The organism is Brucella tritici (assembly GCF_008932295.1).
Classification (GTDB): domain Bacteria; phylum Pseudomonadota; class Alphaproteobacteria; order Rhizobiales; family Rhizobiaceae; genus Brucella; species Brucella tritici.
This window is the reverse complement of the sequence record NZ_WBWA01000034.1, coordinates 1-23,525: the sequence shown is the minus strand read 5'-3', so window position 1 is coordinate 23,525 and position 23,525 is coordinate 1. Positions and strand designations below refer to the sequence as shown.

The following is a 23,525-nucleotide window of genomic DNA, read 5'->3' as shown; positions in this document are numbered from 1 at the left end:
AGATAGAGCCAGTCAGGGGATAACCTCAAGCCAGCCCTATATGCAAGGTCTCATTGCATATAGGCACTCAAGAACATTTGCATTGCGGCACGAATACGCTTAGTCAGTGGCAAATTTTGGTGCTGACCGACCCTCAACAGGCGGTCGCATCTGCTGTTTTGAACAGGCGAGGAGAACAAAATGACTCCGGGAATCCGTCCGCTGGTTGCTGGCAACTGGAAGATGAATGGCACGGGAGAATCCCTGACCGAATTGCGTGCGATTGCTGCCGGTCTGAGCTCCGATCTCGGCCGCAAGCTCGATGCAGTCATCTGTGTGCCTGCTACACTTCTTTCCCGCGCGGCTGAAACGCTCGAAGGCGAGACTGTTGGTCTCGGCGGTCAGGATGCTCACCATAAAGTGTCCGGTGCGCATACGGGCGATGTTTCCGCCGAGATGCTGAAGGAAGCAGGCGCGACGCATGTCATCATCGGTCATTCTGAGCGCCGGACCGACCATCATGAAAGCAATGAAACCATCCGCGCCAAGACCGAGGCCGCATGGACTGCCGGACTGATCGCAATTGTTTGCGTCGGTGAAACCGCTGATGAGCGCAAGGCAGAGCGTACGCTGGATGTAATCGGCAAGCAGCTTGCTGGCTCCTTGCCGGATGGCGTCAATGCTGAGAATACGATCATTGCTTACGAACCGGTTTGGGCGATCGGTACGGGGCTGACGCCGACGGTGCAGGACGTACGCGCTGCGCATGCCTTCATGCGTTCGCAGCTGGTTGAACGCTTCGGCACGAAGGGCGCGCATCTTCGACTGCTCTACGGCGGTTCGGTAAAGCCTTCAAATGCGCTGGAATTGCTGGGCGTTGCGGATGTTGACGGGGCGCTTGTCGGCGGTGCGAGCTTGAAGGCGAACGATTTTCTCGCCATATGCGAAACCTACCGTAATTTGTAACCGGCACGTCACGTCTGTCTATCTTGGTCTCAGGGCTTGGATTATTGGACAATAGCGTGTAAAGAGCCGCTCTAGTTTTAGGGATATAAAGACCGTAACCCATGCAGACCGTAATCATTGTCATTCATTTGTTGATCGTGCTGGCGCTTGTCGGCGTTGTGCTTATCCAGCGTTCGGAAGGCGGTGGCCTTGGCATTGGCGGCGGTTCAGGGTTCATGACGGCTCGTGGCGCGGCTAACGCGCTGACCCGCACGACAGCCATTCTCGCGATCGGTTTCTTCGCGACCTCGCTTATTCTGGGCATCATGGCGCGCTACGGTGAAAAGCCGACCGATATCCTCAACCGTATTCCGGCTGCATCCGGCAGCCAGACTGCTCCGGCAGGCGGCAATGGTGGCGGTATCCTTAACCAGTTGGGCGGTGAGTCTTCGCGTCCTGACGCCAATCAGACCACACCGGGCGCTGAGGCGCCGGCAACGCAGCCCGATGCTACGCAGCCGCAGGCTCCGGTTGTTCCGGAAACCCCGGCCAATCCGGTTCCAAGCTCGCAGTAAAAACACGGGCAAAATGAACAGAATGCGAAACCGGCCCTCGTGGCCGGTTTTCCTTTTGTTAACCATGGGGCTGCAAAGTGTTGCAGCTAGGCAATACGCTGCAGCGAATCGCATTGCACAATGGTGGCAGCGAATTGAGAACCGGATCGCTTTGCAGTAAGCAGGGCGAAAGTCTGGTCGCAATGAACGCGGCAGGCGTTTCTCCCTTGTGCTTGAATTTTCGGGAACCGAACATGTTTTCACGCCGTATTCTGATGGCAGGTATTGCAAGTCTCTGCATTGGAGCAGCCGCTCCGGCATTTGCAGCCTCGCCGGTAAGCGCTGAAGCGCAGCTCAACGAGGCTGCCGCAACCGTTCAGCAAGTTGCGCTTTCAAGCGATGCCAAGGCCAATCCGGAAAAGCCGAAGAAGAAAAAGGCTTCCAAGAGCGGCAATACGGTCAAGGCTAACAAATATAGCGTCGATCCAAAGTTCCGTCCGCAGGAAGTTGCTTTCACCGGTTACAAGCCGGGCACGATTGTGATCGATCCGAAGCAGCGTTTCCTCTATCTTGTGGAAACCTCCTCGACTGCGCGCCGCTATGGTATTGCTGTTGGCAAGCAGGGTCTGGAATTCCAGGGTACGGCGACGATCAGCGCCAAGCGCGAATGGCCGCGCTGGATTCCGACCAAGGAAATGATCGAGCGTGATCCTGCTCACTATGGTCGCTTCAAGAACGGCATGGATGGCGGTCCGGGCAATCCACTTGGTTCGCGCGCCATGTATCTGTTTCAGGGCAACAAGGATACCTACATCCGCATTCACGGCACGGTGCAGCCTTGGACAATCGGCAGCTCGGCTTCCAACGGCTGCTTCCGCATGATTAACGAGGATGTGATGGATCTTTATGAACGCGTCGGTCTGGGCACCGAAGTGGTTGTTCTCTGATCTGCAAATGACTATGTGAATGTGGCCGGGCTTACGAGTTCGGCCTTTTCTTTTGCGCAAATGGCTATTCTGGCAGGTGGAAGCTGTGGATTTCGAGCTTCGACGTGGCTTTATATGAATAGGGGCGCTAGAGAATACAGACGTATTCGCTCCGGGGTTTCTGGCTCCGGTTTTTCTTTGTGCAACGACGATTACCGCCTGGCTTCGGTGAAAAAACACCGCCGGGGTGCATTTTTTTGTGGCGGAATCAATCAAGAAAGTCTAACGAGATAAGCCCATGGCGCGATATGTATTCATCACTGGCGGCGTGGTTTCTTCCCTTGGAAAAGGCATAGCTGCTGCAGCACTGGCTGCACTCCTTCAGGCACGTGGTTACCGCGTGCGTATCCGTAAACTCGACCCTTATCTGAATGTCGATCCCGGCACGATGTCGCCTTACCAGCACGGTGAGGTATTTGTCACTGACGATGGTGCTGAAACCGATCTTGATCTGGGCCATTACGAGCGGTTCACCGGTCGCCCTGCCAACCAGCAGGACAACATTACCACCGGTCGCATCTACCGTAACATCATCGAAAAGGAACGCCGCGGCGATTATCTCGGTGCGACGGTTCAGGTCATTCCTCATGTGACCGATGAGATCAAGAACTTCGTTCTTGAAGGCAACGAAGACTATGATTTCGTTCTTTGCGAAATCGGCGGCACGGTTGGCGACATCGAAGCCATGCCCTTCCTCGAAGCTATCCGCCAACTTGGTAACGAGTTGCCGCGCGGAACGGCGGTTTATATCCATCTGACCTTGATGCCGTATATTCCGGCAGCCGGCGAATTGAAGACCAAGCCGACTCAGCATTCGGTCAAGGAACTGCGCTCTATCGGTATTGCTCCGGATATCCTTCTGGTTCGCGCCGATCGCGAGATTCCTGAATCAGAACGTCGCAAGCTGTCGTTGTTCTGTAATGTCCGCGAAAGCGCCGTCATTCAGGCGCTCGACGTGGCTACGATCTACGATGTTCCGATCGCCTACCACAAGGAAGGCCTTGATTCGGAAGTTCTGTCGGCATTCGGTATCGATCCGGCTCCGAAGCCGCGCATGGATCGATGGGAAGAGGTTTCCAACCGTCTCCACAATCCGGAAGGCGAAGTGACTATCGCCATCGTTGGCAAGTATACCGGCCTCAAGGATGCCTATAAGTCATTGATCGAGGCGCTTTATCATGGTGGCCTTGCCAACAAGGTGAAGGTCAACCTCGACTGGATCGAGGCGGAAGTCTTCGAAAGCGAAGATCCGGCTCCATATCTGGAAAAGGTTCACGGCATTCTGGTGCCGGGCGGCTTTGGCGAACGTGGCGCAGAGGGTAAGATTCTTGCAGCGAAGTTCGCTCGCGAACGCAAGGTTCCTTACTTCGGTATCTGCTTCGGTATGCAGATGGCCTGCATTGAAGCAGCACGCAATCTCGTCGGTATCGAAAACGCCTCTTCAACAGAGTTCGGCCCGACCAAGGAACCCGTTGTCGGTCTTATGACCGAGTGGCTGAAGGGTAATATGCTTGAGAAGCGTGCTTCGGCTGGCGATCTTGGCGGCACGATGCGTCTTGGAGCTTATGAGGCAGCTCTTGCTTCCGGTTCAAAGATCGCGGAAATCTACGGTTCGACCGATATTTCCGAGCGTCATCGTCATCGCTACGAAGTCAACATCGACTACAAGGAACGTCTGGAATCTGCCGGACTGAACTTCGCAGGCATGTCCCCAGATGGTGTTCTGCCTGAGACAGTCGAATATCCTGACCACCCGTGGTTTATCGGTGTTCAATACCATCCGGAACTGAAGTCCCGACCGTTCGAACCGCATCCGCTGTTCGCTTCCTTCATTGAAGCGGCGATTGAACAGAGCCGTCTGGTCTGAAACTCTAACGCGCCTTTCGGGGCGCGTTTTCATTTCTGCTTTCAGGCCGTGCTCTTGTTTTCGACCAGTCTTTACGCCAGATAAGATGCTTGCGAGGCATTCAGTATCGAGGTTCACGTCATGGCGACCGCCAATCCATCCGTAAAAATCGGAAATGTTACTTTTTCAAACAGTGCGCCGTTCGCCCTGATAGCAGGCCCATGCCAGATGGAAACGCGTGAACACGCTTTCGATATGGCAGGCCGCCTCAAGGAAATGACCGATAAGCTCGGCATTGGTCTCGTTTACAAGTCCAGCTTCGATAAAGCCAATCGCACATCCTTGAAGGCTGAGCGTGGAATCGGCCTCGAAAAGGCAATGGAAGTCTTTTCCGATCTTAAGAAGGAATTCGGCTTTCCGGTGCTGACGGATGTCCACACTGAAGAGCAATGTGCCGAAGTTGCTCCTATGGTCGATGTCCTGCAAATCCCGGCATTTCTATGCCGCCAGACCGACCTGTTGATTGCTGCCGCAAAGACCGGACGTGTCGTGAACGTGAAGAAGGGGCAGTTTCTGGCACCGTGGGATATGAAGAACGTTCTTTCCAAGATCACGGAAAGCGGCAATCCGAATGTGCTTGCAACTGAACGCGGTGCGTCGTTCGGTTATAATACGCTCGTTTCCGACATGCGTTCCTTGCCGATCATGGCAGGTCTCGGCTCACCGGTCGTATTTGATGCGACTCACTCCGTGCAGCAACCGGGCGGGCAGGGTGGTTCTACCGGCGGTCAGCGCGAATTCGTCGAAACACTCGCGCGTGCGGCCGTTGCCGTTGGCGTTGCCGGGCTCTTCATCGAAACGCATCAGGATCCGGATAATGCACCATCCGATGGCCCGAACATGGTTCCGGTGGATAAAATGCCTGCACTTCTCGAAAAGCTCATGGCTTTTGATCGCATCGCGAAGGGGCTTTAAACAGTTCGCGAAGAATTTAAAAAGGCGGGGGATTTTCCTCCGCCTTTTGTTTCGTTAAGGCTTAAAAACTGGCCAGGTGCATAATCTTTTCTGAAATGTCTGCAAACTTTCAGGATTATGAGCTAAGAAATGGCCGCATCGGATTTGTTAAGCGCCTCGCGGATATGGCGGGGCAATCTATAGGGAAGGACTGGTTCCTATGACTGCAATCATCGACATCGTCGGCCGCGAAATTCTCGACAGCCGCGGCAACCCGACCGTCGAAGTGGACGTCGTGCTTGAAGATGGCTCTTTCGGACGTGCTGCCGTTCCGTCTGGCGCATCGACCGGCGCGCATGAAGCCGTAGAACTGCGCGACGGCGGCAGCCGTTATCTCGGCAAGGGCGTCGAAAAAGCCGTTGAAGCTGTTAATGGTAAGATTTTTGACGCTATTGCGGGCATGGATGCGGAAAGCCAACTGCTTATCGACCAGACGATGATCGAGCTCGACGGTTCGGCCAACAAGGGCAATCTCGGCGCCAATGCAATCCTGGGTGTTTCGCTTGCCGTTGCCAAGGCTGCGGCCCAGGCGACCGGTCTTCCACTTTATCGCTATGTCGGTGGTGCAAACGCCCATGTTCTGCCGGTCCCCATGATGAACATCATCAATGGCGGCGCACATGCCGACAATCCGATCGATTTCCAGGAATTCATGATTCTGCCGGTCGGCGCTTCGTCGGTTCGTGAAGCTGTTCGGTACGGTTCTGAGGTTTTCCATACGCTTAAGAAGCGCCTCAAGGATGCCGGTCACAACACCAACGTCGGCGATGAAGGCGGCTTTGCTCCAAACCTAAAGAATGCTCAGGCTGCACTCGATTTCATCATGGAATCGATTGAAAAGGCGGGCTTCAAGCCGGGCGAAGATATCGCTCTTGGCCTCGACTGCGCAGCGACCGAATTCTTCAAGGATGGCAACTACGTCTATGAAGGCGAACGCAAGACACGTGATCCAAAGGCTCAGGCAAAGTATCTTGCCAAACTCGCTGGCGACTATCCTATCGTCACCATCGAAGATGGTATGGCTGAAGACGACTGGGAAGGCTGGAAGTATCTGACCGATCTTATCGGTAACAAGTGCCAGCTTGTTGGCGATGATCTGTTCGTTACAAACTCGGCTCGTCTCCGCGACGGTATCCGTATGGGCGTTGCCAACTCGATTCTCGTCAAGGTCAACCAGATCGGATCACTGTCTGAAACGCTTGACGCTGTCGAAACCGCTCACAAGGCTGGCTACACTGCCGTCATGTCGCACCGGTCGGGTGAAACCGAGGATTCGACGATTGCCGATCTCGCCGTTGCAACCAACTGCGGTCAGATTAAAACCGGCTCGCTGGCTCGTTCTGACCGTACGGCCAAGTACAATCAACTGATCCGTATCGAAGAAGAACTTGGCAAACAAGCCCGCTACGCCGGCCGCAACGCACTGAAGTTCCTCTGATTTTTCTCTGAGAATTATAAGAGGCGGGCTTTGGCCCGCCTTTTTTCGTTTTAGCATTATATGATCCCGGATATCCGGCATTTGACCCAATGCAATTATATTGATATCAATATAATTGCATTGGTGTTCGAACCGATGAGGGGAGCGGCTTGAAATTCAATTGACGAAGCCGTGGGCGGATTTATCAACGGGAGAGAGAAAATGGCCTACATTGAAGGATTTGTCGTCGCCGTCCCCAAGGCGAACAAGGAAGTCTATCGCAAGCATGCCGCTGAAGCCGCAGTGTTATTCAAGGAGTTTGGCGTGACGCGGATGGTCGAAGCGTGGGGAGATGATGTGCCGGATGGCAAGGTCACCGATTTTCGACGTGCGGTTAAGGCCGAGGCTGACGAGGAGGTTGTGTTCTCCTGGTTTGAATATCCCGACAAGGCAACGCGCGACGCTGCAAACAGCAAGATGATGAGCGACCCACGCATGAAGGCGATGGGGGATCAAATGCCATTTGATGGCAAGCGTATGATCATGGGCGGATTTTCCACGATTGTCGATGTTTGATCGCCCCTAGTGTTTAGCTTGCAAGATCAAGAGTTCGCCTGTCTGCCGTGGTAATTGACAATTTATGGCGACCCTGGAGCGCCGATCTGATTGATGTAGATCGGCGCTCTCATCCTTTGTATGAACGTGGATCTTGGCAGAAAACCGTTTCACACTTTTCTGGATGCGCGCTAGGAGTTCATCTCGCTAGGGGGCTTTCATGAAATCTTATCTGATTAATCTCGACAGGAGCTGCGATCGGCTTGCTTTTATGATGGAGCAGTTTCGCAAGCTGGGATGCGACTTTACGCGCGTGGGCGCCGTCGATGCGCGAATGTTCACTCCAGAGCAGGTTCAGGATGCATTGGCCTCAAATCAAAAATGGCCACATCCTCTCACACCTGCCGAAATAGGCTGTTTTCTTTCCCATAAGAAATGTCTCGAATTCATTGCACAAGGTGAAGAAGACCATGCGGCAGTCTTTGAAGATGATGTCGTTTTTGGTCGCGATGCGGGCAAACTGTTTACTTCAAGCAACTGGATACCTGTCGATGCGGATATCATAAAGATTGAAACTCATGAAAGGGCAGTTCTTCTGGGGGCGCATCTGCCCTGCGCTGAAACGCATTTCACGGTTGCACGACTGCGCAGTCGGCACCTTCTGTCGGCGGGATATATCATCTCAAAGCCAGCCGCACAGCGTATGCTCGCCTTTATGGAAAAGCCTTCGGCCCCTCTGGATCATTTTCTGTTTGATTCCGAGTTTGGCCCGTTCTCGAATTTTGCAGTCTATCAGACTTACCCGGCGCTGTGCCGTCAGGTCGGTCTGGAAAGTACAATTGGCGGCAATCGCAAACGTGCAAAAATCCGTCCTACATTGATGCGGCTTCTGGTTCGAGAGACTGTCAGAATCTATAGACGCTCACGTCTCGCTATCATTGGTGCTTGCGTAAACCGGGGAGCTAGAAAGCGTTGGACGCCGATTCCCTTTGAGGCTGGAAATGAGACCGTTTGAATAGTTTGCGCTCCAAGCTGTCTGCTACAGCATGGAATATTCACGATTGTCCGCTTCCGACATCCGTTCTTGGTAAATCTCTGTTAAGCAAAATAATGCTTGATGGTGGAATTCGGATTGACGCCCTTCGCAGGATTCGCAGTGGCACTAAATATCCGGGAAGGAAGCCGAAATGTGGACCAAGCAGAAGCGTAAATCGATCCGTGGGCGTTTTGTTTTGCCCATTCTGACGGCTGCGTTTCTGAGTTATTTTGGCTTTCACGCCTATCATGGCGAATTTGGTCTTTACTCTCGTATCCAGCTTGAAGAGCAGAAAAGCCTTCTCGCCAAGCAGCTCGAACAGGTGACAGCAGATCGCACCGCCCTCGAAAAGCGAGTCACGCTTTTGCGCGACGGTTCCATCGAGAAGGATATGCTTGACGAGCAGGCGCGCAGAGCGCTTAATCTCTCCCATCCCGATGAAGTGACAATTATCACCTCTAGGGAAGACCGTTCAAATTAACTGAAATCCGGTTAATTGTCTTTTTGTGGTATGTTTTTAAGGGTTTGGCGACATAGCAGCTATGCTCTGGGCGCATATTGTATCTTGTGATATGCCCGTATAACGTCACAATAGAACGACAATTTAGGGAGCGAGATATGGCACCGAGGGCTAAAAAGTCGCCTGCAAGCAAAACGCAGGCGTCTTCTGTGACTGCACCCAAGGCACCTGCACCTGCGAACTTCGACAAGAAGCAGGAGCTGGACGCTTATCGCGAGATGCTGTTGATCCGGCGTTTCGAAGAAAAGGCCGGCCAGCTTTATGGCATGGGCTTCATCGGCGGTTTCTGTCACCTTTATATTGGCCAGGAGGCCGTGGTGGTCGGCATGCAGATGGCGCTGAAGGAAGGTGATCAGGTTATCACCGCCTATCGCGATCATGGTCATATGCTTGCAGCGGGCATGAGCGCGCGCGGCGTGATGGCTGAACTGACCGGACGTCGCAGCGGCCTTTCCAAGGGCAAGGGCGGCTCCATGCACATGTTCTCCAAAGAAAAGAACTTCTACGGTGGTCATGGTATCGTCGGTGCGCAGGTTTCGCTCGGCACAGGCCTCGCATTCGCGAATCGCTATCGCGACAACGACAATGTTACACTCACCTATTTCGGTGACGGCGCTTCCAATCAGGGGCAGGTCTACGAAAGCTTCAACATGGCATCGCTGTGGAAGCTGCCGGTAGTCTACATTATCGAAAACAACCGCTATGCCATGGGCACGTCGGTTTCGCGCTCGTCCGCAGAAACAGACTTCTCGAAGCGCGGCCTCTCTTTCAATATTCCTGGTATCCAGGTTGATGGCATGGATGTTCGTGCGGTCAAGGCTGCCGCCGATCTGGCTGTGGAATGGACGCGTTCCGGCAAAGGGCCGATCATTCTCGATATGCAGACCTATCGATACCGCGGTCACTCCATGTCTGACCCGGCAAAGTATCGCTCGAAGGAAGAAGTGCAGAAGATGCGCTCCGAGCATGATCCGATCGAACAGGTCAAGCAGCGTCTGATCGACAAGGGTTGGGCAACCGAGGAAGAGCTGAAGGAAATCGACAAGGATGTCCGCGATATTGTCGCCGATTCTGCCGATTTCGCTCAAAACGATCCGGAGCCGGATGCATCCGAGCTCTACACGGATATTCTGCTCTAATTCCAGGAAGGTGTTGTCATGCCCGTAGAAATTCTCATGCCCGCACTTTCCCCAACCATGGAAGAGGGCAAGCTCTCGAAGTGGCTGAAGAAAGAAGGCGACAAGGTTACGTCCGGCGATGTGATTGCCGAAATTGAAACCGACAAGGCGACGATGGAAGTCGAAGCTGTCGATGAAGGCACGATCGGCAAGATCCTTGTCGATGAAGGCACCGAAGGCGTGAAGGTCAATACGCCGATTGCTGTGCTTCTCGGTGATGGCGAAAGCGCTTCCGATATCGACTCTGCTCCGGCTGCCAAAGTTGCAGCAACGAAGGACGAAGCCAAGGAAGAGCCAAAAGCCGAAGAAAAGAAGGCTGATTCTGTTCCCGCTGCTCCGAAGGCCCCGGCGCTCGACGTGGCGTCCGACCCGGACATTCCGGCTGGCACCGAAATGGTTTCCACGACAGTTCGTGAAGCGCTTCGTGATGCGATGGCCGAAGAAATGCGCCGCGATCCCAATGTTTTCGTGATGGGTGAAGAAGTTGCCGAATATCAGGGCGCTTACAAGATCACGCAGGGACTTCTCGATGAGTTCGGTTCCAAGCGTGTTGTCGATACTCCGATCACCGAACATGGTTTTGCCGGTGTAGGTGTAGGGGCTGCTTTTGCAGGTCTGCGTCCGATCGTTGAGTTCATGACCTTCAACTTTGCCATGCAGGCAATCGACCAGATCGTGAACTCTGCTGCCAAGACGCTTTATATGTCCGGCGGACAGATGGGCGCTCCGATGGTCTTCCGTGGTCCGTCCGGTGCGGCTGCGCGTGTTGCTGCCCAGCACTCGCAGTGCTATGCGGCCTGGTACAGCCACATTCCGGGTCTCAAGGTCGTCATGCCGTACACGGCAGCCGACGCCAAGGGCTTGCTGAAGGCTGCCATTCGCGATCCGAATCCGGTGATCTTCCTCGAAAACGAAATCCTGTACGGTCATCATTTCGATGTACCGAAGCTTGACGATTTCGTTCTGCCGATTGGCAAGGCGCGCATTCATAAGCAGGGGAAGGACGCCACCATTGTTTCGTTCGGTATCGGCATGACCTATGCTGTCAAGGCGGCTGAAGAGCTGGCCCAGCAGGGTATCGATGTTGAAATCATCGATCTGCGCACGATCCGACCGATGGATATTCCAACGGTTGTGGAATCGGTCAAGAAGACCGGTCGCCTGGTGACGGTGGAAGAAGGTTTCCCGCAGTCGTCTGTTGGTACGGAAATTGCCACCCGCGTCATGCAGCAGGCTTTCGATTATCTCGATGCGCCGATCCTGACCATTGCCGGTAAGGATGTTCCGATGCCTTATGCGGCAAATCTGGAAAAGCTGGCGCTACCGACGGTTGCCGAAGTGGTCGAAGCGGTGAAAGCCGTTACCTATACCGCGTAACGAAAGGGTCTGGACATGCCGATCAATATCACCATGCCAGCGCTTTCTCCGACGATGGAAGAAGGCAACCTGTCGAAATGGCTGGTCAAGGAAGGCGACAAGATCGCTCCTGGCGATGTTATTGCTGAAATCGAGACCGACAAGGCAACGATGGAAGTGGAAGCTGTGGACGAAGGCACAATTGCCAAACTCGTGGTTCCCGCAGGCTCCGAAGGCGTCAAGGTCAATGCGCTGATCGCTATCCTCGCCGAAGAAGGCGAGGACGTAGCTGCTGCGGCCAAGGGTGCAGCTTCTGCTCCAAAAGCAGAAACAAAGGCCGAAGCTCCGAAAGAAGAGCCAAAGCCCGCCGCTACTCCTGCAGCCGCGCCTGCACCCGTCAAAGCAGAGCAGTCGGCTCCTGCTTCGAATAAGGGCAACCGCGTGTTCGCATCGCCGCTTGCTCGACGTATCGCCAAGGAATCCGGTGTCGACATCGCTGCCGTAAAGGGTACCGGCCCGCATGGCCGTGTTGTTCAGCGCGATGTGGAAGCCGCTCTGGCTTCCGGTGGTGCCAAGGCTGCTGCGCCGAAGGCGGAAGCTGCTGCTCCGAAGCCGATGTCAGATGATGCTGTTCTCAAGCTCTTTGAGGAAGGCACCTACGAAATCGTTCCTCACGATGGCATGCGCAAGACGATTGCCCGCCGTCTGGTGGAATCGAAGCAGACTGTTCCGCATTTCTATCTGACGATCGATTGCGAACTGGATGCACTTCTGGCTCTGCGTTCGCAGATCAATGCCGCTGCACCGATGATCAAGACCGAAAAGGGCGAAGTTCCAGCCTACAAGCTTTCCGTCAACGATCTGGTGATCAAGGCTGTTGCTCTTGCGCTGCGTGACATTCCTGAAGCCAATGTCTCGTGGACTGAAGGCGGTATGGTAAAGCACAAGCGTGCGGATGTCGGTGTTGCCGTGTCGATCCCGGGTGGCCTGATTACGCCAATCGTGCGTCAGTCGGAATCGAAGACTCTTTCCGCCATCTCCAATGAGATGAAGGACCTTGCCAAGCGTGCGCGTGATCGCAAGCTGAAGCCTGAAGAATATCAGGGCGGTTCGACCTCCGTATCTAACCTCGGCATGTTCGGCGTGAAGGACTTTGCTGCGATCATCAATCCGCCGCATGCGACCATTTTCGCAATCGGCGCTGGCGAACAGCGTGCAGTGGTCAAGAATGGTGAAATCAAGGTTGCGACCGTTATGTCTGTAACCCTTTCAACCGATCATCGTGCCGTTGATGGTGCGTTGGCTGCTGAACTTGCACAGGCCTTCAAGCGCCACATCGAAAACCCGATGGGTATGCTGGTCTGATCGATCAACTTCAAGGGCGTCGCGTTCTTCTGAACTCGACGCCTGAGGTTTTTGAATGGCTGGACAACCGAACCTACGCCCGGCTGAACGCCGTGAAGCCGCAGAGATCGCCATTCTTGTCGATATCTCTTCGCACGGTTTCGCGTCATGGCTCTGGCACGGGGCTGTTCTTGATGGGCGAACAGAAACAGCCATGGAACACGGTCGGCAGTATATGCGTGCCGACGGAACCGAAGGCTGGCAGAGCACGATTATTGCCGAATGGAATGGCGAGATTGCAGGGCTTTCCATCGGCTTTACCGTGGACGAAAGCCTCAACGATCAGTCCGCACAGCATCCGGTTCTGGATCAGCTTATCGCGATGCAGCGTAGGATCATTGGCAACCGTTTTATAGACAGCGTTGGTGTTTATCGGGAGTTTCGCGGCAAAGGTATTGGCCGCGCGCTTGTCGCCAACGAGATTGACCTGGCGCGCCGCAACGGCAATCCGGCAATCAGCCTGATAACCGAAAGCCACAACGATGTGGCGCTTTCCCTTTACGGCGCCCATGGTTTCAAGGAAATTGAGCGGCTCGAAGCGATAGAACGCATCGGGCAGGACAAAAGACACGACTGGGTGCTGCTCACCCGAGAAGTGAACTGAGCAAAGGCAGGACAATATGGCCGACATTTACGACGTTATTGTTATCGGCTCGGGCCCGGGTGGCTATGTAACCGCAATCCGCGCTGCGCAGCTTGGCCTAAAGACGGCTATCGTCGAACGCGAACATCTGGGCGGCATTTGCCTCAACTGGGGCTGTATCCCAACCAAGGCGCTTTTGCGCTCGGCTGAAATCCTGCATTTTGGCGAGCACGCCAAAGATTACGGCCTGAAGCTGGAAGGCAAGATCACGCCTGATGTGACGGCCGTGGTGCAGCGGTCGCGCGGTGTTTCGGCCCGTCTTAACGGTGGTGTCGGCTTCCTGATGAAGAAGAACAAGATCGACGTGATCTGGGGCGAGGCCAAGCTCGTAAAGGCTGCTTCTGGTAACAATCCGGTTGAGATTTCGGTCGGCAACTCTTCGAAGCGGCCAATGCAGCCACAGAATCCCGTTCCAAAAGGCGTTCTTGGCGAAGGCTCCTACAAGGCGAAGCACGTCATTGTCGCTACCGGTGCACGTCCGCGTTCTCTGCCGGGTATTGAGCCGGACGGCAAGCTGATCTGGACCTATTTTGAAGCAATGGTTCCGCCTGAACTGCCGAAGTCCATGCTTGTAATGGGGTCGGGCGCAATCGGTATCGAATTCGCTTCTTTCTACAATGACATGGGCGTTGACGTGACGGTCGTGGAACTGATGCCGCAAATCATGCCAGTTGAGGATGCGGAGATTTCCGCACTCGCGCGCAAGCAGCTTGAAAAGCGCGGCCTGAAGATCATCACAGATGCCAAGGTTACCAAGGTCGAGAAGGGCGCAAACAATGTGACCGCCCATATCGAGACCAAGGACGGCAAGACGCAGTCGTTGACGGTGGACCGCATGATCTCGGCGGTTGGCGTTCAGGGTAATATTGAGAATCTCGGCCTTGAAACGCTTGGTGTGAAAACCGACCGTGGATGCGTTGTCATTGACGGTTACGGCAAGACCAACGTTGCGGGCATCTATGCCATCGGAGACGTTGCAGGTCCGCCAATGCTTGCGCATAAGGCCGAGCATGAAGGCGTTATCTGCATCGAGAAGATTGCCGGTCTTCCGAATGTCCATCCGCTCGAAAAGAACATGATTCCGGGCTGTACCTATTGTAATCCGCAGGTCGCTTCCGTTGGCTTGACCGAAGCAAAAGCCAAGGAAAAAGGTTACGATATCCGCGTCGGTCGCTATTCGTTTGCTGCAAACGGCAAGGCGATTGCGCTCGGTGAAGATCAAGGACTGGTCAAGACCATCTTCGACAAGAAGACGGGACAGCTGCTTGGTGCCCACATGGTCGGTGCGGAAGTGACTGAACTCATCCAGGGTTTCGTGATCGCTATGAATCTTGAAACGACTGAGGAAGAATTGATGCATTCTGTCTTCCCGCACCCAACCCTTTCCGAGATGATGAAGGAAAGCGTTCTGGATGCGTATGGTCGCGTGCTGAATGCATAAGACGGAGGGACGCTCATTCCGCTGATCGAGAACGGAGGGCCATGGCGGCGTGCCGCCTGGCCCGTCATCAAATGGTCTACCGTGGGAGGGCTGGTGCTGGGGTTTGCAGCCGGCACCTTGAGTGTTCTTGGCGGCAACACCATATCGGTCAACGGAATGGCCCTAACTGGCTGGTACGGCGTCTGGGCGCTTACATTGGCGCTTGGTGCAGGCGGTTTAGTGTTCGGCCTCATATGGGCATTGGTTTTCCGAGCTCTTGGACTGGCGGCGCGGCGATGAGTAGCAAATCGCTCAAGTTGACAGGGTAAAGGGCAGGGATTAGGACCGGACCCAATTTGGAAAGCATTTCAGGTCCATTCTTGAAAATGGCCCGGATAGGCAGGGAAAAGCATGGTTACAGTTCTCGATCTGGTGAACCAAGGCAAGCGTGAGCGGCATCCCGAAAAGGCACATCGTCCGGACAATGTCGTCCTGAAGAAGCCTGAATGGATTCGCGTTAAGGCTCCTGTCTCGCGCGGCTATAGCGAAACGCGCGATATCGTTCGCTCAAACAAGCTGGTCACGGTTTGCGAAGAGGCAGGTTGCCCAAACATCGGCGAGTGCTGGGAAAAGAAGCACGCGACCTTCATGATCATGGGCGAGATCTGCACGCGTGCCTGCGCCTTCTGTAACGTCTCGACCGGTATTCCGACAGCGCTCGATCCGAACGAACCCGAGAATGTTGCCAAGGCCGTCAAGCAGATGGGTCTGACGCATGTGGTTATAACATCGGTGGATCGCGACGATCTTGCCGATGGTGGTGCGCAGCATTTTGCTGAGGTCATTCAGGCCATCCGCGAAGCTACTCCTGCTACCACGATTGAAATCCTGACGCCGGATTTCCTGCGCAAGGAAGGCGCTCTTGAAGTCGTGGTCAAAGCCCGTCCCGACGTGTTCAACCACAATCTGGAAACTGTGCCGTCGCGTTATCTGAAGGTTCGTCCTGGCGCTCGTTATTTCCATTCGATCCGCCTGCTACAGCGCGTCAAAGAACTGGACCCAACCATTTTCACGAAGTCTGGTATCATGGTCGGTCTTGGCGAAGAGCGGAATGAGATCCTTCAACTGATGGACGATCTGCGTTCGGCGGATGTGGATTTCATGACCATCGGTCAATATCTCCAGCCGACCCGCAAGCATCATCCCGTCATTCGCTTTGTGACCCCTGACGAATTCAAGTCATTCGAGACGATTGGCAGGACGAAGGGCTTCCTTCTGGTCGCATCCAGTCCCCTGACGCGTTCATCGCATCACGCTGGCGATGATTTCGCCAAGCTGAGGGCCGCGCGCGAGACGCAGATTGCTGCGCGGGCCTGAGATAGGAAATGCCGCAGTTTACGACCGTCAGGCGGGTGCATCACCGGGCAGATCAAATGTTCGGCCTTGTTGCTGATGTTGAGAAATATCCGCAGTTTCTGCCGATGTGCGAGGCTTTGTCTGTTCGCTCCCGCAAGGAGCGTGACGGCAAGGCTCTTCTCATTGCCGACATGACGGTTGGTTACAAACTTATACGCGAGACATTCACCAGTCAGGTGCTGCTGAAGCCCGAGGAAAATGTCATCGATGTGAAATATCTCGACGGGCCGTTTCGCTACCTCGATAATCGCTGGACCTTCAAACCGGTAGGCGAGGGAAGCGAATGCGATGTCGAGTTTTTCATCGATTATGAGTTCAAGAGTCGTACCCTTGGCCTTCTTATGGGTACGATGTTCGACCTCGCTTTCAAGAAGTTTTCTGAAGCCTTCGAAAAGCGGGCCGACCAGATCTACGGTCTGGCCTGAGAAAAGCCCCGGTTTCCCCGGCGCTTTTTTCTTCTCACTCACATCCCGAAACCGTTTCACACTTTTCAGGATGTACTTTTATTGCGCCGTATAGCCGCCATCCACCAATATGGATGCTCCAGTGACGAAGGAAGCTTCGTCGCTTGCCAGGAAAAGCACAACGCTGGCTACTTCTTCGGCGCGGCCAAGACGACCTATAGGATGCAAGGCCACAAGCGCCTGCTTTTTGTCATCCGGAATATCCTTGAGAAGCGGCGTATCGATATAGCCGGGGCAGACCGCGTTGACCCGGATGTTCTGAGCACCGTAATCAATGGCTAGTGTCTGGGTCAGCAGTTTTACACCACCCTTTGCTGCAGCATAAGCGGTGACACCTGATTTCCCGACGTGACTATGAATTGAGCCGCAGTTCACGATCACGCCGCCGCCTTGCGAGCGCATTTGATCGATGGCGTATTTATCGCAAAGATAGACGCCGGTGAGGTTGATATCGATGGTTTTCTGCCATGCAGATTCATCCAGTTCGTCTATCGGGCCGTCAGCGGCGATACCTGCATTGGCGAACATGATGTCGAGGCGGCCGTAGGTTTCGACGGTTTTGGCAATCAGGGCTTGCACGGCTTTCGTATCAGTCACATCGGTTTTGACGAATAATGCCCGCTCGGTGCCGCCTGCAAGCTCGTTGGCCAGTTGCTGGCCATGCTCCGAATAATCCGCAATAACGACATTTGCTCCCTCGCGAACAAAAGCCCGAACAGTCGCTTCGCCGATACCGCTTGCTCCACCTGTAACGATTGCCACCTTACCGTCGAAACGCATTGCATGTTCTCCTTGCTCCAGAGCGCATTTCGATCCGATTGCATCAGGTCGGTGCTCTAATCAAAGACAAGGATAGGGCACGACAGGTAAAAGTATATGCTTCAAGACTATCGAAGGTTTTCCAGAACGAGGTCCAGTGCGGCGAGAACTGTCGCGTGGCGGATTTCAGCTCTGGTTTTTGGACCGAAACGACATTCGCGATGAAGGGTCGGGTAGCCTTTTCGCGCCGATGCGATGTGAACAAGCCCGACGGGCTTTTCATTGGATCCGCCACCTGGGCCCGCAATGCCCGTAACCGCCACTGTTACACCAGCGTGAGCGCGCGCAAGTGCTCCTTCGGCCATGCAAAGTGCTACCTCTTTTGAGACAGCGCCGACGCGATTGATCAATTCGATCGGAACGCCGATCATTTCGGCTTTCGCTTCGTTGGAATAGGTGACAAAGCCGCGATCCACGACATCTGACGATCCAGCAATGTCGGTGAGAGCTCCAGCGATAAGCCCGCCTGTGCAGGATTCGGCTGTCGCAATCATTACACCGGCCTTGCGGCAGGCCTCCAGCACGGCGATGGCTTTTTCTTCTGCAATTAGTGCGCTCATTCGGGCACCTCACCGGGGTAGATGACCGTTGCCGTTGCAATGGCTGCGATCCCCTCACGGCGCCCGACGAAGCCAAGCTTTTCATTGGTTGTGGCTTTTACTGAGACGCGATCTGCTGCAATTCCCAGCATGTCGCAAAGCGCTTCTGTCATCGCTGCGCGGTGTGGACCAATCTTCGGCGCTTCGCTGATAAAGGTTATGTCGACATTGGCTATACGACCACCAGCTTCACGTACGATATTGGCAGCGTGTTCGATGAAAATACGGGAAGCAGCGCCTTTCCACTGTGGGTCGGACGGTGGGAAATGCGTGCCAATATCACCGGCGCCTCGTGTCGCTAGCAGAGCGTCGGTCAATGCATGAAGTCCGACATCGGCGTCTGAATGGCCATTGAGTTTTGCTTCGTGGGGAATTTTTACGCCGCACAGCGTTACATGATCGCCAGGTTCGAAGGAATGGACGTCATAACCATTACCAGTACGAATATCGGGAAACGAGACGTGGTCTTGCCGCAGGCGCTTGTCAGCCATTTCAATATCCTTTGCCCAGGTAAGCTTTGTATTGTCCGCCGATCCTTCGATGATGCGGACGGCGATGCTTTGCCATTCGGCAATGGCGGCATCGTCCGTGAAATCAGAGCGATCATTCGCGAAGGCTTTTTCATGTGCCTCAAAGATGGGCAGGTAGGGAAATGCCTGTGGTGTCTGTGCCGCAAAAAGGCCCGCGCGAGGCACCGTGGTTTTAACCGTTCCGTCCGTAGCTGACTGCTTGAGCGTATCCGAAACTGCCAGAGCCGGTAGAACGCCTTCATCAGGCGCGAGATTTTCGATAATACGCTCCAGCAAATCCTGGCTGACAAACGGTCTCACGCCGTCATGAATCATGACATATTGTGGCGCACAATCTCGCAATGCGAGGAGGCCAAGGCGCGTTGATTCCTGCCGGGTAGCGCCGCCATTCACGATGAGAATGTTGCCACAGTTTTCCGGGAGGGCACGTTCGTAAAGTGTATGGTCATCAGGGTGAATGACGACAACGATGCTATCAACCAGCGCGCAGTCGATAAAAGCTCGCAAAGTGCGAGCAAGTACGGCTTCGCCACCGATGCGCCGATATTGCTTCGGCCCTTCGATGCTCTGTCCGGCTCGTTCTCCGCGGCCAGCGGCCACAATGACTGCTGCTATCTTTGAAATGGTTGTCGCCTCTGCCAAAGGTTGCATTTCCAAGCCGAATAATGCCTTGCGCAGATAAATGCCAGACGACAATTGATTTATAGTGATTTTGCGTGCGCTTTTCCTTGCGTTGAAAGGTGGCGCTGATTAATGTATGTGCTAATTACGCCATGCACATCAAATAGGCATTTATTGTTGAGTTTTCTCGATCAACCTTTGACCATTGGCGGTGTGGCGCTTGCCAACCGTGTCTTTCTTGCGCCGATGTCCGGCGTTTCGGACCTTCCATTCCGCAGGCGGGCAGCAGAGGCTGGCGCGGGCATGGTCGTGTCTGAGATGGTCGCCAGCGCCGAACTCTGTAACCGTCACAAGGAAAGCCTTCTGCGGCTTTCAGGCGAGGGACTAGGCACGCATGTCGTGCAACTCGCAGGACGCGAGGCGCATTGGATGGGCGAGGCGGCCAGGATAGCCGAAGGTGAAGGCGCTGATATCATCGATATCAATATGGGCTGCCCAGCCAAGAAAGTAACTGGTGGCTACTCGGGGTCCGCGCTGATGCGCGATCTCGATCATGCAATGACCCTTGTTGAGGCTACTGTTAACGCCGTCAATGTTCCGGCTACACTCAAGATGCGGCTGGGATGGGACGAGAAAAGCATCAACGCGCCTGAACTTGCAAGGCGCGCTGAAGACGCCGGTATCGCCATGGTGACTGTCCATGGGCGCACCCGTTGTCAGTTCTATGAAGGCAAAGCGGACTGGAATGCCATTCACGCCGTGCGCGATGTGATAAGGATTCCACTGGTTGCCAACGGGGATGTGGCGTGTCGACATGACGCCCGGGAAATTCTGCACCGCTCTGGAGCGGATGCCGTGATGGTCGGACGTGCCTCCTATGGACAACCGTGGCTGGCCGGTGCAATTGCCGGAAGCGATCTTGCTCCAAAGTCGCGAAGTGAAATTCTTGATTATATTATAAAGCATTACGAAGATATGCTCGAGCATTATGGAAGCACGACGGGCATCCGTCATTCCCGCAAACATCTCGGCTGGTATCTTGATCGTCATGCTGGCGCCACATGTACACCTGCCGAGAAAGCAGAAGTCATGACTCTGACCGACCAGCAAGCCGTCATCGACGTTTTGCGTCGTATATTCATGCGCGAAGTTCCTGAAACCGCGCTCAAAGAGGTTGCCTGATGCGTGAGAGAACTGAAACGAACGGCATTCCTTCGGTCGTGCTCGATGCCATCAGCCAGCCCGTCATCATGGTTAGTGCCGAAAATTATATTGCCTATGCCAATCTGGACGCGGAGCAGTTCTTTCGTTCCGGCTCGTCCATTCTGGCGCGTAACCGACTGGAATCTTTTTTGCCTTTTGGCAGCCCGCTGTTAGCGCTGGTCGATCAGGTTCGCACCAGTCAGATGCCGGTCAACGAATATCGCGTTGATGTCTCGTCGCCGCGTCTTGGGGCAGAGCGTATCGTCGATGTTTATGTAGCGCCTGTAGCGGAACTGCCGGGTGCTGTAGTCATCCTTTTCAAGGAAAAGACGATGGCTGAAAAGATAGACCGTCAGATGACGCATCGCGGTGCTGCGCGGTCCGTAACCGGGCTTGCCTCGATGCTGGCCCATGAAATCAAGAATCCTCTCTCTGGTATCCGCGGTGCGGCACAATTGCTGGAGCAGGTTGTCAGCGACGAGGATCGGGCGCTTGCGCGCCTCATTACGGATGAAACGGATCGGATTGTTTCGCTGGTTGATCGTATGGAGGTGTTCTCGGATGAGCGCCCCATTGAACGTTCTGCGGTCAATATTCATGCAGTTCTCGATCATGTAAAGGCGATTGCAAAGAACGGGTTCGCGCGGAAGGTTCGCTTTGTGGAAGATTACGATCCTTCTCTTCCACCGGTTTTTGCCAATCGAGACCAACTCGTACAGGTTTTTCTCAATCTGCTGAAGAATGCCGCGGAAGCTATAGGCGATCATGAGGGTGGCGAGATCGTTCTATCCACGGCTTATCGTCCGGGTATTCGTCTTCAGGTGCCGGGTGCGCGGGACAGGGTGGCTTTGCCTCTCGAATTCTGCGTGCATGATAACGGACCGGGTGTGCCACAGGATATGCTGCCACATCTGTTCGATCCTTTCGTGACCACTAAGACCAACGGTTCGGGCCTGGGTTTGGCACTCGTTGCGAAGATTATTGGCGATCATGGGGGCATTATCGAATGCGACAGCCATCCTTCGAGAACAACTTTCCGCGTTCTGATGCCCGCATGGAAGAATACGGAACTGGCAGCTGGAAATACTGGAGATAACGCATGATCGCAGGACGTCCGACAGGAACCATATTGGTGGCGGATGATGATGCAGCCATTCGGACGGTGCTGAATCAGGCATTGTCGCGGGCAGGCTACGATGTGCGCGTGACCTCCAATGCTGCTTCGCTCTGGCGCTGGGTGGCGGCCGGCGACGGTGATCTGATTATAACCGATGTCAATATGCCGGATGAAAATGCCTTCGACCTCCTGCCGCGCATCAAGAAAATGCGCCCCGACCTGCCGGTTGTTGTGATGAGCGCGCAGAATACATTCATGACGGCAATCCGGGCATCCGAGGCAGGAGCCTACGAATATCTGCCGAAGCCATTCGATTTGACGGAACTCATCAATATCGTCGGTCGTGCTTTGTCTGAACCAAAACGCAAGCCAATTGCCGCTCTATCGGATGAGCAGGCAGATAACATGCCGCTAGTCGGTCGGTCGCCTGCGATGCAGGAAATCTACCGTGTGCTGGCGCGCATGATGCAGACAGATTTGACCATCATGGTTACAGGTGAATCCGGTACAGGCAAGGAACTGGTTGCGCGTGCCCTGCACGAATATGGGCGTCGCCGAAAAGGACCATTTGTTGCGATCAATATGGCCGCAATCCCACGCGACCTGATTGAGTCTGAGTTGTTCGGGCACGAGAGGGGTGCTTTTACGGGTGCGCAAAACCGCTCGAGCGGTCGCTTTGAACAGGCAAATGGCGGAACGCTGTTTCTTGACGAGATCGGCGATATGCCGATGGAAGCACAAACCCGACTTTTGCGTGTGTTGCAGCAAGGCGAATATATGACAGTCGGTGGACGCACGCCGATCAAGACCGATGTGCGCATCGTTGCGGCAACCAATAAGGATTTGCGGCAATTGATAGCACAAGGTTTGTTCCGCGAGGATCTTTACTACCGGTTGAACGTTGTGCCTCTGCGCTTGCCGCCGCTTCGCGAGCGCAGCGAGGACGTAGCCGATCTTGTGCGCCATTTTTTCAAACGCGCTGCCGAAGAGGGGCTGCCAGAGAAGCGTATCAGCAGTGCCGGTTTGGAAATGATGCGTCGGTATCCGTGGCCGGGCAATGTGCGTGAGCTGGAAAATCTCGTGCGGAGACTTGCAGCTCTTTACCCGCAAGAGGAAATTTCGCCGGAAATAATCGAAACGGAGCTGAAGTCTGAACTGGCCAAGCCAGATGTCGTTCCCGCCGGTGGTGGCGATATGGAGAATATTTCGATATCGCAGGCCGTCGAGCAGAATATGCAGCGTTACTTCGCATCATTCGGTGCCGATCTGCCACCTCCCGGTCTTTACCATCGGGTTCTCGCGGAACTGGAATATCCCTTGATCCTAGCATGTCTTACCGCAACACGTGGAAATCAGATCAAAGCGGCAGACCTTCTGGGATTAAATCGGAACACGCTGCGCAAGAAAATTCGCGAGCTCGGGGTCAATATATATCGCGGAAACAAGGGAAATTGAGTGGCAATCGTGCGCTAATAAGGCATTAACTACGTTATTTAATGAGCAGTTAATTCTGTTTGACTACTGTTGGTTGCATGAGAAATCAGCAATCTACGCAAAGCAAGAAAACCCGGCGCATTCTGGAACCGGCTGTAAGGAGCGGCATTCTTGCTGCGCCTTTGATATTGATGCTTGCAATCGTCGTCGTTCTTTCGGGAGCGGAGCCGAAACTCTCTGCGATGATCGATCAAACCTTCACAGGTTCAATAAGCCCCATCATAAAGTAGGGCTCGTTGACCTTGAAGACGACGCGTGAAGTCCTACTCTTTTAGGATAGCTAAAGGAGGTGGCATGAAAGAGGTCGCGCTCACTGGAAGAACGGATCGCTGAGATGCAGATGATTTTGGGACAGTCACGTTTTGTGCCGTTTGGCTTACCTTATTGGGGTTTGAAACGCTTCAATGAA

23 protein-coding genes are annotated in these 23,525 nt (G+C 54.4%); 20 read left to right on the top strand and 3 right to left on the bottom strand.

The genetic code is table 11. From position 1 onward, the window contains the following. Nucleotides 1-180 precede the first annotated feature (180 nt). The 17 genes from tpiA (at nt 181) to F9K91_RS22875 (ending at nt 16,694) form a co-directional block, all read left to right on the top strand. Nucleotides 181-945, top strand: a complete 765-nt coding sequence (gene tpiA, locus F9K91_RS22955; protein ID WP_151678820.1) for a triose-phosphate isomerase — start codon at nt 181-183, stop codon at nt 943-945. A gap of 101 nt (nt 946-1,046) precedes the next feature. Beyond that, nucleotides 1,047-1,499 (top strand): preprotein translocase subunit SecG, encoded by a 453-nt coding sequence (secG, locus tag F9K91_RS22950; protein ID WP_151556473.1) that lies wholly within the window; start codon nt 1,047-1,049, stop codon nt 1,497-1,499. Nucleotides 1,500-1,732: 233 nt separating this feature from the next. Beyond that, nucleotides 1,733-2,425 carry a L,D-transpeptidase gene (locus tag F9K91_RS22945; protein ID WP_151556474.1) on the top strand — a complete coding sequence of 231 codons (693 nt, stop codon included), beginning with the start codon at nt 1,733-1,735 and terminating at the stop codon, nt 2,423-2,425. Nucleotides 2,426-2,702: 277 nt separating this feature from the next. Next, nucleotides 2,703-4,331: a CTP synthase gene (locus F9K91_RS22940; protein ID WP_151556475.1), complete on the top strand. Its 1,629-nt coding sequence runs from the start codon at nt 2,703-2,705 to the stop codon at nt 4,329-4,331. A gap of 120 nt (nt 4,332-4,451) precedes the next feature. Further along, entirely contained in the window at nt 4,452-5,285 is an 834-nt protein-coding gene (gene kdsA, locus F9K91_RS22935) for a 3-deoxy-8-phosphooctulonate synthase (protein ID WP_151556476.1), read from the top strand. Between the two features lie 199 nt (nt 5,286-5,484). Then, on the top strand, nt 5,485-6,762 hold the full coding sequence (gene eno, locus F9K91_RS22930; protein ID WP_151556477.1) for a phosphopyruvate hydratase: 1,278 nt from the start codon (nt 5,485-5,487) through the stop codon (nt 6,760-6,762). A gap of 201 nt (nt 6,763-6,963) precedes the next feature. Next, nucleotides 6,964-7,317, top strand: a complete 354-nt coding sequence (locus F9K91_RS22925) for a DUF1428 domain-containing protein (RefSeq protein ID WP_061346220.1) — start codon at nt 6,964-6,966, stop codon at nt 7,315-7,317. 199 nt (nt 7,318-7,516) lie between these two features. Next, nucleotides 7,517-8,311 (top strand): glycosyltransferase family 25 protein, encoded by a 795-nt coding sequence (locus F9K91_RS22920; protein WP_151678819.1) that lies wholly within the window; start codon nt 7,517-7,519, stop codon nt 8,309-8,311. A 172-nt stretch (nt 8,312-8,483) separates the two neighbouring features. Continuing rightward, on the top strand, nt 8,484-8,813 hold the full coding sequence (locus F9K91_RS22915) for an FtsB family cell division protein (RefSeq protein ID WP_061346222.1): 330 nt from the start codon (nt 8,484-8,486) through the stop codon (nt 8,811-8,813). A gap of 137 nt (nt 8,814-8,950) precedes the next feature. Then, nucleotides 8,951-9,991 (top strand): pyruvate dehydrogenase (acetyl-transferring) E1 component subunit alpha, encoded by a 1,041-nt coding sequence (gene pdhA, locus F9K91_RS22910; RefSeq protein WP_151556479.1) that lies wholly within the window; start codon nt 8,951-8,953, stop codon nt 9,989-9,991. An 18-nt stretch (nt 9,992-10,009) separates the two neighbouring features. Then, the gene (locus tag F9K91_RS22905) at nt 10,010-11,407 is read left to right on the top strand and encodes a pyruvate dehydrogenase complex E1 component subunit beta (RefSeq protein WP_151556480.1); all 1,398 of its coding nucleotides are present in this window, start codon (nt 10,010-10,012) and stop codon (nt 11,405-11,407) included. 15 nt (nt 11,408-11,422) lie between these two features. After that, nucleotides 11,423-12,751: a pyruvate dehydrogenase complex dihydrolipoamide acetyltransferase gene (locus tag F9K91_RS22900; protein ID WP_151678818.1), complete on the top strand. Its 1,329-nt coding sequence runs from the start codon at nt 11,423-11,425 to the stop codon at nt 12,749-12,751. Nucleotides 12,752-12,806: 55 nt separating this feature from the next. Continuing rightward, complete coding sequence (locus F9K91_RS22895; protein ID WP_151678817.1) at nt 12,807-13,394, top strand: GNAT family N-acetyltransferase; 588 nt, start codon at nt 12,807-12,809, stop codon at nt 13,392-13,394. A gap of 16 nt (nt 13,395-13,410) precedes the next feature. Further along, the gene (lpdA, locus tag F9K91_RS22890; protein WP_151678816.1) at nt 13,411-14,874 is read left to right on the top strand and encodes a dihydrolipoyl dehydrogenase; all 1,464 of its coding nucleotides are present in this window, start codon (nt 13,411-13,413) and stop codon (nt 14,872-14,874) included. Between the two features lie 81 nt (nt 14,875-14,955). After that, complete coding sequence (locus F9K91_RS22885) at nt 14,956-15,153, top strand: hypothetical protein (protein ID WP_151556484.1); 198 nt, start codon at nt 14,956-14,958, stop codon at nt 15,151-15,153. A 111-nt stretch (nt 15,154-15,264) separates the two neighbouring features. Next, nucleotides 15,265-16,230, top strand: a complete 966-nt coding sequence (gene lipA, locus F9K91_RS22880; protein ID WP_151556485.1) for a lipoyl synthase — start codon at nt 15,265-15,267, stop codon at nt 16,228-16,230. Nucleotides 16,231-16,238: 8 nt separating this feature from the next. Next, entirely contained in the window at nt 16,239-16,694 is a 456-nt protein-coding gene (locus tag F9K91_RS22875; RefSeq protein ID WP_061346229.1) for a type II toxin-antitoxin system RatA family toxin, read from the top strand. A gap of 78 nt (nt 16,695-16,772) precedes the next feature. Here F9K91_RS22875 and F9K91_RS22870 read toward each other — a convergent pair whose 3' ends face one another. The 3 genes from F9K91_RS22870 to F9K91_RS22860 form a co-directional block, all read right to left on the bottom strand. After that, nucleotides 16,773-17,513 carry an SDR family NAD(P)-dependent oxidoreductase gene (locus F9K91_RS22870; RefSeq protein WP_151652491.1) on the bottom strand — a complete coding sequence of 247 codons (741 nt, stop codon included), beginning with the start codon at nt 17,511-17,513 and terminating at the stop codon, nt 16,773-16,775. 107 nt (nt 17,514-17,620) lie between these two features. Beyond that, entirely contained in the window at nt 17,621-18,112 is a 492-nt protein-coding gene (locus F9K91_RS22865; protein WP_151652492.1) for a CinA family protein, read from the bottom strand. Next, complete coding sequence (locus F9K91_RS22860; RefSeq protein ID WP_151652493.1) at nt 18,109-19,332, bottom strand: bifunctional 2-C-methyl-D-erythritol 4-phosphate cytidylyltransferase/2-C-methyl-D-erythritol 2,4-cyclodiphosphate synthase; 1,224 nt, start codon at nt 19,330-19,332, stop codon at nt 18,109-18,111. The genes F9K91_RS22865 and F9K91_RS22860 overlap by 4 nt, the downstream gene beginning before the upstream one ends. Nucleotides 19,333-19,479: 147 nt before the next feature. Here F9K91_RS22860 and dusB point away from each other — a divergent pair, with 147 nt between their 5' ends. Genes dusB through ntrC form a run of 3 tightly spaced genes read left to right on the top strand, consistent with a single transcriptional unit; the run spans nt 19,480 to nt 23,077 of the window. Further along, entirely contained in the window at nt 19,480-20,484 is a 1,005-nt protein-coding gene (gene dusB, locus F9K91_RS22855; protein WP_208852728.1) for a tRNA dihydrouridine synthase DusB, read from the top strand. After that, nucleotides 20,484-21,608, top strand: coding sequence for a two-component system sensor histidine kinase NtrB (locus F9K91_RS22850; RefSeq protein ID WP_151556490.1), 1,125 nt, complete (start codon nt 20,484-20,486; stop codon nt 21,606-21,608). The genes dusB and F9K91_RS22850 overlap by 1 nt, the downstream gene beginning before the upstream one ends. Beyond that, a complete protein-coding gene (gene ntrC, locus F9K91_RS22845; protein WP_151678814.1) occupies nt 21,605-23,077 on the top strand; it encodes a nitrogen regulation protein NR(I) in 1,473 nt (490 codons plus the stop codon). Before F9K91_RS22850 ends, ntrC begins: the two co-directional genes overlap by 4 nt. Nucleotides 23,078-23,525 lie beyond the last annotated feature (448 nt).